This is a genomic window from Burkholderia sp. Bp8998, from assembly GCF_003854235.1.
GTDB lineage: Bacteria > Pseudomonadota > Gammaproteobacteria > Burkholderiales > Burkholderiaceae > Burkholderia.
Map to the genome: position 1 here is coordinate 39,230 of NZ_QTQF01000022.1, position 16,147 is coordinate 55,376.

Annotated in this window: 13 protein-coding genes and 2 pseudogenes; 9 read left to right on the top strand and 6 right to left on the bottom strand. The window is 64.1% G+C overall.

Translation table 11 applies throughout. The annotated features are described in order from the left end of the window. Nucleotides 1–111: 111 nt before the first annotated feature. From DIE06_RS21670 to DIE06_RS21680, 3 genes are all read left to right on the top strand, one after another. Nucleotides 112–756, top strand: coding sequence for a response regulator transcription factor (locus DIE06_RS21670; protein ID WP_012372787.1), 645 nt, complete (start codon nt 112–114; stop codon nt 754–756). A gap of 229 nt (nt 757–985) precedes the next feature. Next, complete coding sequence (locus tag DIE06_RS21675) at nt 986–1,369, top strand: response regulator transcription factor (RefSeq protein ID WP_124663099.1); 384 nt, start codon at nt 986–988, stop codon at nt 1,367–1,369. 135 nt (nt 1,370–1,504) lie between these two features. Next, a complete protein-coding gene (locus DIE06_RS21680) occupies nt 1,505–2,575 on the top strand; it encodes a sensor histidine kinase KdpD (RefSeq protein WP_124663100.1) in 1,071 nt (356 codons plus the stop codon). Between the two features lie 97 nt (nt 2,576–2,672). Here the strand turns inward: DIE06_RS21680 and DIE06_RS21685 are convergent, their stop codons facing one another. Together DIE06_RS21685 and DIE06_RS21690 are read right to left on the bottom strand one after the other, a co-directional pair. After that, nucleotides 2,673–3,410 carry a response regulator transcription factor gene (locus DIE06_RS21685; RefSeq protein ID WP_124663179.1) on the bottom strand — a complete coding sequence of 246 codons (738 nt, stop codon included), beginning with the start codon at nt 3,408–3,410 and terminating at the stop codon, nt 2,673–2,675. Nucleotides 3,411–4,069: 659 nt separating this feature from the next. Continuing rightward, nucleotides 4,070–4,858 carry a DUF3455 domain-containing protein gene (locus DIE06_RS21690; RefSeq protein ID WP_185733440.1) on the bottom strand — a complete coding sequence of 263 codons (789 nt, stop codon included), beginning with the start codon at nt 4,856–4,858 and terminating at the stop codon, nt 4,070–4,072. Between the two features lie 332 nt (nt 4,859–5,190). Here DIE06_RS21690 and DIE06_RS21695 point away from each other — a divergent pair. Next, nucleotides 5,191–5,661 (top strand): annotated as a pseudogene (locus DIE06_RS21695) (lytic transglycosylase domain-containing protein); the annotation flags it as partial. 206 nt (nt 5,662–5,867) lie between these two features. Here DIE06_RS21695 and DIE06_RS21700 read toward each other — a convergent pair. After that, nucleotides 5,868–7,733 carry a hypothetical protein gene (locus DIE06_RS21700; RefSeq protein ID WP_124663103.1) on the bottom strand — a complete coding sequence of 622 codons (1,866 nt, stop codon included), beginning with the start codon at nt 7,731–7,733 and terminating at the stop codon, nt 5,868–5,870. 558 nt (nt 7,734–8,291) lie between these two features. Here DIE06_RS21700 and DIE06_RS21705 point away from each other — a divergent pair. The 4 genes from DIE06_RS21705 (at nt 8,292) to DIE06_RS21720 (ending at nt 14,054) form a co-directional block, all read left to right on the top strand. Further along, on the top strand, nt 8,292–11,129 hold the full coding sequence (locus DIE06_RS21705; RefSeq protein WP_124663104.1) for a hypothetical protein: 2,838 nt from the start codon (nt 8,292–8,294) through the stop codon (nt 11,127–11,129). A 253-nt stretch (nt 11,130–11,382) separates the two neighbouring features. Beyond that, entirely contained in the window at nt 11,383–12,231 is an 849-nt protein-coding gene (locus DIE06_RS21710; protein ID WP_124663105.1) for an SDR family NAD(P)-dependent oxidoreductase, read from the top strand. A gap of 22 nt (nt 12,232–12,253) precedes the next feature. Next, nucleotides 12,254–12,676 (top strand): DUF3331 domain-containing protein, encoded by a 423-nt coding sequence (locus DIE06_RS21715; RefSeq protein WP_124663106.1) that lies wholly within the window; start codon nt 12,254–12,256, stop codon nt 12,674–12,676. Between the two features lie 184 nt (nt 12,677–12,860). After that, a complete protein-coding gene (locus DIE06_RS21720) occupies nt 12,861–14,054 on the top strand; it encodes an MFS transporter (protein WP_124663107.1) in 1,194 nt (397 codons plus the stop codon). A gap of 92 nt (nt 14,055–14,146) precedes the next feature. Here the strand turns inward: DIE06_RS21720 and DIE06_RS21725 are convergent, their stop codons facing one another. Both DIE06_RS21725 and DIE06_RS39065 read right to left on the bottom strand, forming a co-directional pair. Beyond that, entirely contained in the window at nt 14,147–14,983 is an 837-nt protein-coding gene (locus tag DIE06_RS21725) for a phthiocerol/phthiodiolone dimycocerosyl transferase family protein (RefSeq protein ID WP_260433718.1), read from the bottom strand. 3 nt (nt 14,984–14,986) lie between these two features. After that, nucleotides 14,987–15,289 (bottom strand): annotated as a pseudogene (locus DIE06_RS39065) (condensation protein); the annotation flags it as partial. Here DIE06_RS39065 and DIE06_RS39070 point away from each other — a divergent pair. Further along, nucleotides 15,215–15,520: a hypothetical protein gene (locus DIE06_RS39070; protein ID WP_260433719.1), complete on the top strand. Its 306-nt coding sequence runs from the start codon at nt 15,215–15,217 to the stop codon at nt 15,518–15,520. The pseudogene DIE06_RS39065 and the gene DIE06_RS39070 overlap by 75 nt on opposite strands. On the opposite strand, the gene DIE06_RS21730 is transcribed toward DIE06_RS39070, so the two are convergent. Beyond that, nucleotides 15,493–15,939 (bottom strand): cupin domain-containing protein, encoded by a 447-nt coding sequence (locus DIE06_RS21730; protein WP_124663109.1) that lies wholly within the window; start codon nt 15,937–15,939, stop codon nt 15,493–15,495. The two genes, DIE06_RS39070 and DIE06_RS21730, sit on opposite strands and share 28 nt — an antisense overlap. Between the last annotated feature and the right edge of the window lie 208 nt (nt 15,940–16,147).

A 16,147-nucleotide genomic window follows, 5' to 3' on the forward strand; every position in this document is an offset into this window, starting at 1 on the left:
GCGCGGCGCGCAGCGCGCAGGTGGCGGACAGGTTCTTCGCGTTGTTGTGTTTGAGCCGCTGAGCGGTGACTCCTGAAAATTCATCAACGAATATCGATGCCGGAAACCAGAATGCCCCACGCGACACCTGATCGGAACAGCCGCACCGTCTACGTCGTCGACGACGACGAATTCGTGCGTGCCGCGCTGATCAGCCTGCTGCGATCGATCGACCTGGAGGTTCGCGCCTTTGCGTCGACGGAAGAGTTTCTCGCGGCACCGAAGGGCGCGGGGCCGTCGTGCCTCGTGCTGGACGTGAGGCTGCGCGGGCAGAGCGGCATCGCGTTTCAGACGTCGCTGGCCGAGAGCGGCGGGCCGCAGATGCCGATCATCTTCATCACCGCGCACGGCGATATCGCGATGACGGTGAAGGCGATGAAAGCCGGCGCGATGGATTTCCTGACGAAACCGTTTCGCGACCAGGACATGATCGATGCGGTGATCGCGGCGCTCGAGCGCGATGCGAAACGGCTGCAGGACGATCACTCGCTGCTCGATCTGCGCGCGTGTTGGGAATCGCTCACACCGCGCGAATGCGAGGTGCTCCAACACGTCGCGACGGGCCTGATGAACAAGCAGGTCGCGGGCAACATGGGCATCGCCGAGATCACGGCCAAGATTCATCGCAGCCAGGCGATGCGAAAAATGAAGTGCCGCTCGGTGGCCGAACTCGTGCGCAAGATGACTGCGCTCGGCATCAACGTGCCGTCGCGCTAGCGGCGGGGCGGGCGCGGACAATCATCGGCGCCGTGCATCGCGCGCGCCGCTTCCAAAAGGCGCGCGCGCCGCTCGTTTACCCGGATCCTTCATCGACCGGCCCATGCATGCACGCCGAGCCTACCCATACGTAGGTATGATGACGATGCCGCGGCGTGACGGTATGCTGGCAACTTGGGTAACAGTGCTCGGGACGGGCCCGGTCCGTCCCCCTCGTCATTAAGCAGGGATGCCTTTTTCACTCACAGCCTCCGATCTCGTGTCCATTGTCGACGACGATCCCTTCGTGCGCGCCGCCGCGGGAAGTTTCGTGCGTTCGCTGGGCGGAGAGGCGCGCGAATTCGCGTCGGGGCCGGCATTCCTGGCGTCCGACGTGGTGTCGCGCACGGGTTGCCTGATCTGCGACCTCCAGATGCCCGAGATGGATGGCCTCGAAGTGCTGGCCCGGATGGAAGCACGCGGCCTGCGCATTCCGACCGTGCTGGTCACGGCGTTCGTCAGCGTCCGCACGACCGAGCGAGCGCGGGCCAGCACCGCGCTGTGTCTCCTCGAGAAACCGATCGACGCACATGAGCTCGAAGGCTGGCTCGCGCGTGCGCTCGGATACGGCTGATTGCCGGCCTGCACCGCAACGGCGACCTAAACCTTCGTAGGGGGTAGATGGCCGCTTGTTTGATGGTGCGAACCCCTGCACGCATGTTTTCATCTTCCCTGTACCGTCCGCCGCGACGGCGACAGGAGAACGAAGATGGCCAACATTCCTACCTTATCGCCCGGAGCCTGGTTCGAGGCTCGGCTCATGCGCTCCATACGCACCTTCAGCCGCGCATGTCGCGAGCATGCACGTGGTCTCGTCGCGTGTCCGGCCCGACTGTTCGTCGTCGCTGGCGTGCTGTTCGTCGCGGCGGCGCTGTACGACGCTCGCGATCTGCTCGCGAATGCATTGCTTCCCGCCGTCGACCGCGATCTTCTGATGGCGAGCCTGACGTGCGCGATGCTCGCGCTGGTGGCGGCGGTGCTGTGGCTGCGTGCGCTGCGACTGGACGCGGCAATCCGGCAACTCGCCGCGGCACTCGAGGACCATGGGCTGGAAGAACTGCCTCGTTCGCTGGTCGAGCGCGGCACGCCGTCGATCGCGCGACTGGCCGCCGCGATCAACGGCGCGCATCACCAGCATGCGGATCGCGTAACGGAACTGCTGCATGTGCTCGCGGCTTATGCGCATGATCTGCGCACGCCGCTGACGCGCGTGATGCTGCGTAGCGGCATGCTGGAAGATCGCGCGTTGCGCGAAGCGATGGAGCGCGACCTTGCCGAGATGGGAGAACTGATCGATGCGAGCCTTGCCTGCGCACGGCTTCAGTGCAGCGTGGCGGAGCCGCCGCGCAGCGTCGACGTGGATGAGTTGCTCGGCTCGCTGGTCGACAACTACCGCGACGCGGGGCTGGCCGTCGTGCTGGACGGACGGCTGGACTGTCCGCTCGTGACGTTTCCGCATGCACTGCGGCGCGTGCTCGTCAATCTGATCGACAACGCGCTGCGTTACGGTCGCGATGTCCGCCTGTGCGTTCGCGTCGATGCCCGGCGCGTGATACTTGCGGTGGTGGATTCGGGGCCGGGCATCGTGCCGGCGGAGATGGAAGCGGTATTCACGCCGTGGTATCGGGCGCCGCAGACAGCGGCGCGTGCGCCGGGATCCGGATTGGGGCTCGCGATCGCACGGCGGCTCACGCAAGCGATGCAGGGCGAGCTGCAGCTGAACAATCGCAGCACCGGCGGCCTCGAAGCGCGCGTGACGTTGCCGCTCGCTGTCGCGTGACGGCAGGCAGGCGATGCCGGCGCCGCGGCGTGCCGGCATTGCCTCGACTTCCGTTTTCCGAACCGTGCTTGCGGCCGATGCGTTCGGCCGCGCTTGCCTAGACGCTCTCGTCGGTGAGCTCGTCGGCGACATCCTGCCGGCATTCGCTCACATGGAGCCGATAACCTTTCGCGTAGACCGACTGGATCGACCATTCCATACCGATCGATCGCAGGCTCGCACGCAGCCGGCTGACATACATGTCGACCGACCGGCTCGTGGCCCCGCCGTCCCAGCCCCACACCACCGAATGCAGATCCTGCCGCTGGACGGCGGTTCCCAGATGCGATGCCAGGTGCCACAGCAGTTCGAATTCCTTGGTGCCGAGCGCGTGCGCGATGCCGTCCGCGACGATGCTGAGGTTCGTGCGGTCGAGCAAATGTCGCCCGACGATCATCTGCCTGCTTTCATTGGCCGACGCGCGAGAACGGCGCAGGAGCGCACGGATCCGCGCGAGCAGCACCCGTCGGTCGAACGGCTTGACGAGGAAATCGTCGGCGCCGGTGTCGAGAATCCGGACGATATCCTCTTCATTCGAATGGATCGTCTGGAAAATCACCGGCACCGACGGGCTCGCCCGTCCACGGACCCACGTCAACAGCCTGTCGCCGCCGATGCCGGGCAGATCCCAGTCGAAAATCATCAGGTCGGCCCAGTGATCCGACAAGTAGTTTCGCGCATCGAGACCGTTGCCGAAGGCGCTCACATGATAGCCCTCGGTCTTCAGCCACGACGCCAGCAGCGATCGCTGGATCACGTCGTCTTCCACGAGAACGATTCGTACTTGCTTGCCCATCATGACTCTCTCTTGACCAGCACAGCCTTTGACGGCCGCGCTTGCTCCATTTCCGGCTGCGCGAAAGCAGCGTCGGCCGCGGTAAGGAGGCGCGTGCCGGCAATCGCCGCGCTCAAGTTCCATCGACCTGAATTCGGCGCCTCGACACCCGTCTCGCCATCGCACATACGGAGAACAATCGTGCTGGCGCAAAAATTCCATCGCGGCAGCATCGCTCGACGGCTGCTGCGGGACAGGCTGCCGCGTGCGAGCCGGCACGAGCCGGTCGTTGCGGACGCTACCTTTCCTGACATACAGCGGTTGCCCGTTTGCCGCGAATTCCGTCGCATGCGCGATGCCGTCCGATGTGAGTGATGTCGTTGAGGCATCCTACAACAGGATCAGATCGCGAAAATTGCCCGACGGGCTGTCAATGTATCCAATCCTTTCCGTATCCGTCGCGGATACAGAGCGATACAAAAAACCTGTCGATTCACGGGCTATCGTTCGCTTGTTTTGCGTATTCCGGGGAAAAGGCGTGGGTGCATGTATCGTCGTCGCGCGGCGGAATATTCACAAAAAATGCATTGCAAAATTATTTATATTTATTCGATTCGAATATGCCGGCCACTATGTGCTTTCCGCACGAAGCCGACATCGGTCGAGCACCCGCCCGCGATTCAATGATCGGGCAGCGGCAGTGCGCCGTCCGGCAGTGCCGCGTTCCTGGGCAGCTTGACGAAATCGCCGGGTTGCGGATTCAGACTGCCGGGAATCACGGCACGTTCGGGCGCGCCGGTCACGCTCGCTGACGGTAGAGGGATCGCAGGCGCCGGCACGGACGGAGACCGATACATCAGGTACGTGGCCGAGTAGGGGACATTCAACACGGAGCCCGCGAGCACGCAGGGCCAGCCGGGCGGCAAGCCGCCTTTCGTCTGCACCCGCAGGATGAGCCCGGTTCGCGCGAACCGGGTCTCGAAGACCTTGTCTCCCCCGTTGAACCGGGCGACGAGCCGGGCCCATGGCAGGCTGTCCGGGCTCACCGCCGCCTCGGCGTCCGGGCGACTCACGACATAGCTGCCGTCATAACTCGAAAAATAGCCGCCCGGCAACGCGGTGCCCACACTCTCCCCGGTTGAATCGACGAGCGTCGACTGAACACCGCGATACACCCAGTTCAAGCCCTGGTCGCCACGATCGCACCTATACACGACCTCTCCGCCGGCCGTCAGGATGTCTTCCAGCACGTCGTCGGGCGGCACCCTCAGCGACTCGGGCAAGTCGCGATTCATCGGCGGAAGCGGCGGAGCGGCGCACGCGGCGATCATGACGATCCCCGCCGACAGCATGCGCCATCCTGGTGCGCGCCACCTCACGCAGCCGGTGGTCGCGTCGCCATTCAGGAAAAGCGCGCGTAATTGCTGCATGACTGCCGTTTGCCGACTGGCCGCGATATTACGCACCATAACGAACGCCTCGCGATGAATTGGATGAGGAGCGCAAATCATATTCGACGGAAAAATCGCGGCACGGCCGAGCGCGCCAAATAACCACCGACGGTTCGCTTGCCGGCAAAGCGCTTCGGTTGCAATACGAATCGCCTCGGTCGATTTGCCGTGCCCGGTTTAGGGATTCGCCGGTCGATGCATTGCTTCGGGACGCCGGGTGTCGTGTTGGCGCGCGGGACGTACGATGCGACTCCAGGGCGATCGCGACCGGCTGAGCATGGCTGCCGGATTCGCGGATCGCATCTCACTCGTCGATGGTCTTACGTTACTCGTCCATGAAAGTACCGAGCATCGGGCTGCGGTGCCTCGTCTTGATTTGCAGTGCAGGTGCGGCGCAGTTTGCGCGCGCCGACTGCTTCGATCATGCCGCCGCGTATCAGCATGTCAATCCGCTCATCCTGCGCGCCATTGCGTGGCAGGAGTCGCACAACCGTGCCGATGCGATGCACGTCAATGCAAACGGGTCGGTCGACTATGGAATGATGCAGATCAATTCGATTCATCTGTCGCCGCTTTCGCGCTTCGGCATCGGAAGAGAGGCGCTCATGTCCCCGTGCAAGAGCGTGTACGTCGCGGCCTGGCTGCTGCGGCGCCAGGTCGACAAATATGGCAATACCTGGGCCGCGGTCGGCGCGTATCACTCGGCTACGCCGTCCCTGCGCGACGATTATGCGCGCCGCATAAGTGGCATTTTGCGGCGCTGGAAGATGCTTCCCGACGATCGGTCGGGCATCCGCACCGCGCAGCAGCCGGAGGCCCGACCGATCGTCGCTTCCGCCACGGAGCCGGAGCAGTCGACGGTCGTTGCCCGTCACGTGAACGATCGGCACCGACCGGCCGTCGATGCCCGTTCGGAACTCGAGCTGCTGGCGATGCAGGCCGATCTCGAGTTGGGGCAGTCGCGCAGATAGCGGCGAGGACGCGCCACGCCGCTCCACGTTGCTGTCATGCGCGACCTGCCGATGCACTAGCCGTTGCCGGGCGAAAGCGCCGGGCCGGTGCGCGGCCCGGTACCGGCATACTCGATCACAGTCGGTACGATCGCCCCGAGCGCGGCGATGCCGAGGCCCATATAGTGGTTCCAGTTCGCTTTTTCGCCAAGCGCCAACGCCGTGAAGGCGAGGCTGAAAATGGCCCGAAAGGCCTCCTGCACGTTGCGGATCGTATAGGCAGACGGGGTGCCTTGCACGGGTGCCTGAGGCAACTTGCCCGCTTCTTTATTGGCCATTTCGGAAAACGTGGTGGAAAGCTGAAGCAACGGGAATTCGCCCAGCAGAAACCTGACCGATCGCAGCCAGTTTTTGGTCCACGCGCGGTAGGGATATTGGTCGTTCTCCAGGCCGATCTTCAGGAAACGTGCGAGGCGCCCGTCGCCCGGTTTGGCGCCGCCGAGGAATTGCCCGAGATTGGCGAACGCTTGTAATACCGAAGACGTGACGCCGAAGATCGCGGCGCGATGGTTGATGTCCGAGAGCCATGCATTTTGAACGGAAGGGCCGATGGCGCCGAGCACGGACCCGACCGTGCTCAGGATCGCCATCGCGGCAAAGAACGCCGTTCTTCTCGGCGTGGCGCTTTCACGCAATTCCGCTATCGTGCGCTCCGCGTCCTGCGCATGCGCGAGTGCCGCGTCGATTCGGGTCAGGCGTTCGTCATCGTCGGGGAGATCGTTGCGGAACTCACGAACGGCGTTCTGTATTGCCGCGAGATTGCCGCTGAACCGCTCGACGCGCGTTCCATAATCGGCCGCGGGCGAGGCGGGAAGCATGTCGCCTGGAAGCACTTCATGTTCGCGAGGAAAGATGGCCTCGTGCAATCGGGCGATGGAAGCGCAGGCATTGTCCAGATCGGCGTTCATCTCGACGAAATCCTGGGCAGGGACGGTGTCGAGCCAGGTGTTCAGAGATGGCTCGGGATGCCGTATTCCTGACTGTTCCGCCGGCGCTGGATTCGCTCGCGAAGTATGGGTTGGGAGGAAGGAAGATCGATCGTCGCCGGGCCGTGCCGATTTTTTCGACAGCGTGTCGAAAACGGGCCGAAGCATGCGAATGATCAAGCCGTTCAACGCACCGGTTTGAAACGCGGCGCCTGCGGCGCTCAGTGAAAATCCGGCAACTTGATAGCCCGGAGGGGGCGCCTGCCCGGTAGCCTTGTTGATGCCGAACAGGATCGCGAGCGCGAACGCCTGGTCGAGTGCCTGTGCAAATCCCTGCAACTGGTTTATCTGACCGCCGGCATCCTTGAATCGTCGCTGCCCGTCGGTCGCAAGTGGATATTCCGTTAAGGCAGCGAAGAGCAGCGCAAGCGCCGATCGGGATGTCACCAGCTTCGTCACTTCCCCGACGTTGTCGAAGCGTACATGGGTCGCCGGAATGAGTCCGGGCAGCGCGTACCATGCCGCATTCTTGGCCGCGATCGCCCCGACTATTTCCGCGAGTGCAATGCCGCGCTGGGTTCTGCTGACCTTCGACGACGCACCGGCATCGATCTGGGTCGATGCGGCGGCCAACTGCGATTCGAGGTCGTCAACCAGATGCTCGACCAATGACTTCACCGGCCCCGCGGCCGCGATGAATTTCTGGGCGTCGTCGATCTTTTGACGGTTCTCCTCCGTCAGGCAATCGGGGCCCGGGCCGCGCAGTTCATCGGTGGCCCTGCGGTGAACATCGGCGGCTTTGGCCAGCGAGGCGGTGAGCCGGTGCGTCACCTTTTCCAGTCCCGCTAGCATGGCCCGCGCGTCGCGCACGCCGATTGACGCAGGCGGATGAGCTCCGACGGCCCGCAGCTCGACAGCATTCGGTTCAAGCGCGATCGCTTCGTGGGAGATGTGCATCGAGGACGTCGTCGATGCCCTGCTATTCGATGACGGTGCCCGACTTCTCCGGCGATTCTCCGGCGATCCGGCTGCCGGGGAGTGGTCGCTCCGGTTTATCGCTTGGAGTGCGGTCAGGCGAGGGGAGGTGGTCGCCCGAGATCGCATCGTTTCCGTCGAGTTGGACGATGCGCCGGCGTCGGTCGGGCCGGCCGGGTCCGCCGGAGAGTCTGGCACGCCGGTAATACATAGGCTCGTGGTTCGCATGAGTATCTGCTTTCGTTGTCGATAAAGCACGGAAGCTCGATGATCGGCGGTACATCGTTCGATTGCTCGCGCAGCACGATGTGCGCATCGAAATTGCGAAAGCATTCGCGAGGTGAATGGGCGAGCCTCCGATGGAAGCTGTGCTTGCAGATCGATGCCGGTGCCGGATGCGCGCTGTCGGACGGCGGCTCATGGTCGCGCGGACACCCGCGCTTCGCCACCCTGAACCGATGTTCGCATCGGCGGCAGAATCGGGAACGCGTTGACCGTCACAATCGAGGAACATTTCCTCGTCGCGTTCGAAGGTCATTCATGAGCAGTATCTCGCCCGCCGGTCACACAGATTTCGTGTTTGAGCCGCCTGATGCCAACACACCGCCCACATCACCGATCCGCGCGGCCTCCCGCCAGGCGTCGCTCGCGGGCCTTTCGTCGGCGCCTGCGCGTCCGTCCGCATCGCGGGCGGGCGTTGCGGGGCCGGTGCACGTCACTGTGCCGCAGACAAGACAGGCAGCGCAGCCGGAGTCGGACGAAAAAGACGCCATCCGGAAAGAAAAAAACGCCATCCGGAAAAAGGCGGCGCCGCTGCTCTGGCTGCGCGTCAATGGAATCCGCGGCGCGCAGACTAAATTTCTAAGTATTCCGTTTGACGTCAACCAGATTTTCGACCGCACCGAGGGGGTGCTCACGCACTTTCGCGCTGCCGCGGAGGCGGTGCAAATCGTCAAAGGAAGTGGGGCCGATCTTGGCGTGAAGATAGCTGCTTCAAGGAAGGCCGAGCGTCTTGCCGACGGGCGGCGGCTGCATAGCTCTCAGCCCGACCCTCTGAGCCTTTTGAATCGAGAACTGACCACGTTCGGCGACGGCTATCGGAGTGTGCTCAAATCCATCGAGAAAATCGTGGATACGCGCCGGCTGTTGGAATCGCACATCGGAATGCGCGATGGGACGGCGCAATGCCGTACGCCCGCTCGCGAGCTCGAGAAGATCGCTGGCAAGCTCGACAGAAACATGAACCAGACATGCGCCGCATTCGACAAGCTGTTCGACTGCATTGGCCGCGACCTGCCGGAGTTGCGTAAAGAAAAGACACCCGACCGGGAGTCGAAGGCAGGCGAACCGCGCGATCTCGAGGCGAGCTGGAAGCAAACGCTTGAAGTCGCCGTGAAGAGCCATCTGCCTGATCTGTTGATGACGCAGGGTCTTGTCAACATGGTGCACGAGACACTGCTCCACGCTTGTTTTGAGACACTCCGCCTCGGTTTCGACAGGCTTCGGCGCCAGATGCACCCGGATGCCGGTCCCGAAGCAGCGCAGCGAGTGTCGTTCGACGACCCGCAAGCCGCGCAACTGAGCACGCTGTTGCATGAATTGAATCAAGCGTGCAATCAGTACGACGACTTCGCGCGACGTGTGGATGAAGACCTTCGATGGATCGACGGACTGCGCGGCAAGCCCGGCGTCGACGATTCCAGTGTACTTATTAAACACTGCGACCTGCTCGACGCGAGCGTGCGCATCGACAACGAGGCGCTCAGCTTGTTCGAGCACACACGCGAGTTCGGCGCTGTCGTCGATTCCGGTGTGCATGAACCGAATGCGCGCGAAGCGTTCACGGAAGTGTCGCGCAACATGTGGGAACGCGTCGCCGCATTGCAGCACAACGTCGAGCATTGCGCGAACGCGTTTCCGAATGGCGATGTGAATGTTTATCTCGATCAGCGCGATGCGCTACGGCAACCCGTGCTCGACGCGGTTGCGCAGCATTGCGACGAGATCGAAACCGATCTGGCGTGGTTGCGCAGCAGCGTGAGGAACGGCGCAAGCGACCCGAAGGCTCGGCTCGTCAATCACGGGGAGGCCGAGCGCGCGTACGATCGGCTGCAGGTTGCGGTGTCGCGAATCCGACGCGATTTGCAATGGAGTATCGCCGTTTCCGAAGAGGTGAAGAATCTGGCCACCGAGCAGACCGCCAGCCGCCGACGCGGAATCGTGATCCAGCGCGTGCCCCACGATGACGCGGTACGCGAGTACGTGAATACGCATCTGAAGGGATTGGAGGTAGCGGCGCCGGGGAAAGCGACGGCTCAGGACATCGACTGGGATGACACGCCGGCGACCGGGCCCGCCGCCAGTGGCCGCCCCAAATTGACGAACCGGCAGCGCAAGGCGCGCGCCGACCGCAATCGATGGCAGCAACTCAGAACGGACGCCGATGAACGCGACCGTGCCGTGCGGCTTCGCGACGAGACGAATTCGTTCGCCACGCTGTATGAACATCCCTATCAACTGGATGGCGTGCGTGAAAGGGCGGGGGCGCTGCAAGCGCAGGCGGAAACGGAAGCCGCGTCGAACGGCTTGCATCTGTTGAGCGGCAACGGTGTTTACGGCAAGTTCATGGGCGCGGCAAACGCGCTGCGTGCCGGACGCAAGGCAGCGCTGGACCGGATCGCGGAGACCGATCGACTGGTCGACACGCTCGTCGATCTCGGCGCAAGCGCGGAGTCGGTCAAGGACGCGCGGAAGAGGGCAGATGACGTTCGCGCGGCGTTGCAAAAGCACATCGCGGAATTATCGAAGGAAATCGAAGGCCTGCGCGAACGGGCAGCCGTCGAGCAGAAGCGCCGCAACCTGAAGCAGTTCGCGCAGAACCCGACGCGTGAACGGTTCCTTTGGCTCCAGAAGCACGCGAGCGACAGCCTGGTTTCGGTGCACAAGACGGTCCACCGGAGGAAGCTGTCGGGTATCGCGCCGAATGGCGTCCCCCGTACGCACGATGACTATTTCGACGAATACGTCATCACGCTGCGCGACCGGCAGGAGATTACCTATCTCGATCCCGGGACGCACGAACCACGCCAGGCGCACGTCACGACCGTGCCGCTGCATGTGCACTATCGCTCGGCCGATGCGACGCGTCCGGAAGCGTGCCATTTCAAGAACGAGCCGCAGAGCAAGGTCGGCGGTCCTGACGCGTACAGGTCCGACGACAGCGTCGCGCTGATGGCAGGCGTGCTGAAGTCCGTCAGCGAAATGGCGCGCACGACCGGTGCGCCGGGGCTCGCGAGACCCGCCGAGATGATGCATCCGCATACGGGCGAGCCGTCTCGCCGGCGGTCGTCCGTGAGCGCCGTTCGACAACGCACATGAAATGTGTCGTTATCCAATGATCGTGTTCGTTTGTGAAGGTCCGTCATCGATAGCGCGATCACCGCGTCGTACTCACGGTATCGCCAGATACATTCCGATACGCGACGGACATACACGAGATACATGGCGGCCTCCCAATGACGCATGACGTCGGGTTCGGCGAGTCCGCGATCCTGCGGACGCACGGCAATCCCCCGTTTTCAGAACCGTGTGCGGGGCCGGACGTCGATCGCAAATGACCGGGAGTACGACAATGCATGACAGCAAAGTTTGGTTCATCACGGGCTGCTCCGGCGGCCTGGGTCTTCAGCTTGCCGACACGGTGCTTTCCGCCGGCCACAAACTGGCGGCAACGGCGAGGGACGTGACGCGTCTGGCCAGCCTGGCGGACGCCTATGGCGACCGGATTCTGGCGATCCCGCTGGATATCACCGATCCGGACGCGGCGCGCGGCGCCGTCAGCCTGGCGGTGGAGCAATTCGGCCGTCTCGACGTGCTGGTGAACAACGCGGGCTACGCCGATCTGGCGTCGATCGAAGACATCACCGACCAGGCGCTGCACGAGCAGATCGAGGTCAACTTCTTCGGCGTGTGCAACGTCACGCGTGCGGCACTGCCGTTCATGCGTCGGCAACGGGCCGGCCACATCATTCAGATCTCGTCGGTGGGCGGAAGAGTCGGCGGCCCCGGGCTCGCCGCCTATCAGGCAGCCAAGTGGGCGGTGGGCGGGTTCTCCGAAGTATTGGCGAAGGAGGTCCGCGATTTCGGCATCCGGGTCACGATCGTCGAGCCGGGATCGATGCGGACCCGGTGGGCCGGTTCATCGATGACCATTCCGCCGATCAGCGACGCGTACAAGCCGATCATCGAACCGGTAGCGGCACGCTTGCGCAGCATCGACGGCGCGCAACCCGGCGATCCCGCGCGGATTGCCCGGGCGCTGCTCGGCATCGCCGGATCGCCGACAGCGCCTTTGCGATTGCTGATGGGCAGCGACGCGGTCGCGGTAGCCGGCGCGGCGGCAAGGTTCCGTGCGGAGGAGGACGCACAATGGCGCGAATTGAGCGAATCGGTTTCGTTTCCGCCGGCGCAGGCCGAATGAAGCCGGCTGCCGGAGACCGCCGATGACCACGCCGTCCGAAGACAATATCGTCGCGCGGGTGCTGCTGAACGTGCTCGATCCGTCCGCCGAGCAGCTCCACGCGTGCACGAAGAAGTGGCCCGTCGGGCACCGGCCGCGCCGCGCGAGCGCGGGTTCGCGCATGGCGCGGCGGCCCGTCAACGTCGTGATCGTCAGGCGGATTTCGGCCAGCGCGATCAGCGTCTCGTGGAGTGACGCGTGCCTGGGCAAGTCTACTGAGCAGATCTGGAGCAGAGGGTTTGCCGACGGCGCGGCGGTCTGTGCGCTGACCGGTCGTTGCATCGGCCGCGGCGACCCGGTGTTTCGCCCTCATGCCGGCGAGACGCGCGTTCCGGTCAGTCGGGAGCTCACGATCCTCGCCGCAACCGTCGCGCAGCGTCCCGATCTGTCGCTCGCCGATACTTGAGCGCGTCGCGCGCACGCGTGGGGATGTGGGCTGTCGTCTGCGCCTATACGAACGTATGCGGCGCATCATCGGAACAGTTCATTTCTTCGATTGCGGATTGTGCGGATCATGTTGCGATGGCCTGGGGCGGCGAGCTTGTCGCGCCGCCGCCCGAATCGACCGGAATCTTGAAACAAGGGGAAGCATGATGGCCGATCCACGCACGATGTCGCCGCGCGTCGCCGCGTTCGTGCTGCTCGGCGCGCTGCTGACGGCATGCGGCTACGGCGCGACATTTCTGCTGTCGATGCATTTCCGTGTGGCGGGCGGAAGCGACATCGACACGGGGGCCGCACTGGCCGAAGCGATGATCGGTGCGCTGCTCGGCCTGCCGCTGGTCGCGTGGTGCGCGCACCGGATCGGCGCCGCGCGGGCGACCGCTCTGGCGGCGCTGGTCGTCGGCGCGGGCGTCGTCGGCTTCGCGTTGATCGCGCGCACCGGCTCGCTGAGCGTCGTGCCCGGATTGCTGGTCGGCATCGGTTGGGGCGGGTTCTGCCTCGCGGCGCCGATGATGATCGCGGAGCGCACGGCGGATATCGAACGTGAGCGCTGGTTCCTGCGGTTCGGGTCGTTTCAGATGGCCGGCGTCGGCGGCGGTCCGGCCGTTGCGGCACTCGCGATACGCAATTGGCACTGGACGACCGGTGCGGTGTTCTGCACGGTCGGCGCGCTGTGCGCGACGGCTGCGGTGATGCTGGAATGTTTCGGCCGCCTCTCGCCGGCGTCGCACGCCGTTGCGCCGCCGGCGCGGGATCGGTGGGTACGCGAGATGGGCGCGATCGTCCGCACGCCTGCGATCTATCCGATCGCGATCATCGCACTCGGCTCGAGCGTCTTCTCGGGCCTGATGACGTTCCAGATGTCGATGGCGCAGGGCCCCGGCGTGAAGGCCGGAACGTTTTTCGGTCTGTATTCCGCCACGGTGGTCGTCATCCGGGGGCTGCTCGGTGCGGTCGTGATTCAGATCCGCGTCAGCGCGACGACGCAGATCCTGCTCGGCTTCATGATCCTGAGCGTCGCCGTGACGTTCGCCGTGCCGCACAACGCGCTGCTTCATTCGGCCAGCGCCGTGCTGCTCGGCACCGGGTATGGCCTCGTCTATCCGATCGTGCAGGCGCAGGCCGTCAACAGTGCCGATGCGCGGCACCGGCACGCCGTGCTGACGTGGTTCGTGGCGTCGTACTTCGTCGGCGCATTCGGATTCCCCGCGCTAGGCAGCATGGTGCTGGTCAGCATGGGCAAGACGATGCTGTTGATCCTGATCGCCGCATGCGGGCTGGCGGCACTGCTTCTGTCGATCGTCGAGCACCGCAAGCGGGTATTGCCGGTGGCGTGCTGAACGCACGCGCCGGCGTTCCGGAATCCGTCTGCCGCTGCGACGCGCGACGATGGTCGGCGTCGAGCGAACACGAGGCGAGCAGCTCCCGACGGTCAGCTCACGGCTTCCTGGAGAATCGCGCGGACCTCTTCGAGCAGTCCGCGTATCGCGCCATGGCTCGTATGCGTGAGACGTAGCACGCCATCGATCGTGCACGCGCCGATGATCTGGTCGTCGGCGAAGCCCGACGTCACGATGGGACCCCACAGCGCCTTGAGCGACACGCCTTCGTACTGGGAAGCAATCGGCTGATTGCCCAGATTCGACACCATGACGTCGAAGGCGAGCACGGCCGATAGAAACCCGGCCGCATGCTCGACGCTCGGCCGCGCGGACATCACGGCATCAAGCGACTTCAGTTCCGCCGCCACGCTCGCGCGCGCTTGCGACGGTGCAAGATCCTGTTTGATCTTGCGGGCGGCGGTCCATATATCCGTACCGCGCGGGTGATCGTCGACCGTGATGGTCTGCGTGATGTAGACGCCGGCGGCGGCACGCGCGTCGTCGGAAAGATCGCGCAGGTCGATCGGCGTGACGGTCCTCAACGCGCGTTCGGTCCACGCGCTGGACAGACGCCGGCCGGCTTCGTGAACGGCCGCGGCAATCGCGCCGTGCACGGTGGTGTGCTCGGCACGCGCGCGGACCACGAGCCGGCGGGTGACGTCGGCAGAAAGCGCAAGGGCGTCGACGTGCGGCGCTTGCGCGGCATCCGGGCGAAATGGCTTGGGCGCGGGTGCCGGCGAGGGGGCCGGCAAGACGGCGGCGTGGTTCAGATCGGTCTCGAGCACGGTCTCCAGCGACGGCACCAACGGCAACGGTGCCGGTCGCTCGCCCGACAGGATGCGCAACAGATCGTCGATCAGCGATGCACTGCCCATGCCGTCGACCACGGAATGATGTGCGACCAGAATCAGCGTCGAGCTGCATTCGCCTTGCAGCAAGGTCGCGCGCAGCAGCGGCGCCGCGGACCCGACGAAGCGCGTGGCGATTTCGCGGGCCGCTTCCGCCTGCCACGCAGTCGGGTCTTGATCGAGCACGCGCAACGGCACCGCGGCGTCAGTCACGCGATAGAAGCCTGAACGCTGTTGCGCGTCGACGGCGATGCAGGTCGATAGCAGCGGATGCCTGTGCTGCAGCGCCTGAAACGCCGCGTGCCATGCGTCCGGCGCAAAGCGCCGGTCGATCTCCGCGACCATCGCGAAATGCGTCGGCCGATTCTGGTCGAGCAGCCAGAACAGATGTTCCGTGCTCCCGAGCGCCCGCATGAGCCGCTGATTGTTCTCGATTTCCTGCGATTGATTCCGCACCGTCTGACTCCCGAAGTGATGGTCTGCCTCAACAGAACAATCGAGGAGGGTGCGCTATTCCGCCATGGCCGGATTGATCGACATGTGCCGGATTATTTTTTTCTGTCGTCGGGGTTGTAGGTCACATAGAGCTTCGTATAGCCCGGCGTGTCGAAATGCCCCGTCCATCCCTTCGGAAGCGTGACGGCCTCGCCGGTCTTCACGAGCATCACCGAACCGTCCGACGACGTCAGCTTCACGCTGCCTGAAAGGAAGTACAGGAACTCGTTGTACGGCAGCCCGCGCGGCCCCTTGATTTCCTCATGCGACGGCCCGGATCGATAGACGCCGGTCTGGTAAGCGTTGTCGGTCGACGTGAACGTCGCGACGTCCGCGCTTGTTTCGCCGGCTTCGTCTTTTTTCACGGCGTCGGCGCGATTGAATATCGCACCGGCAAGGTCGGACTTCGACGCCTTGATCGGCTTGATCGTTTCGGCGTGCGCGTCGACGGAGGTCATCACGCTGAACAGCAGCAGCGCTGCGAGGGCGTATCGGGACATCGGCTATCTCTCCTTTGGTTTTTTCGTGGCAGCGACGTCAAGGGTGAACGCGCTGTCGCGGCGCCATTTTGTCGGAAAAACCCGGCTTTGTTTGGCGATCGACCGAAAACGAGACGGCAGTTTTGTTTCTCAATGTGTATGAAACCGGTCTGGATACATGGCCTTGCAAAAGCCATTTGTCGGGACACACGTCAGATACGTCGTCTGG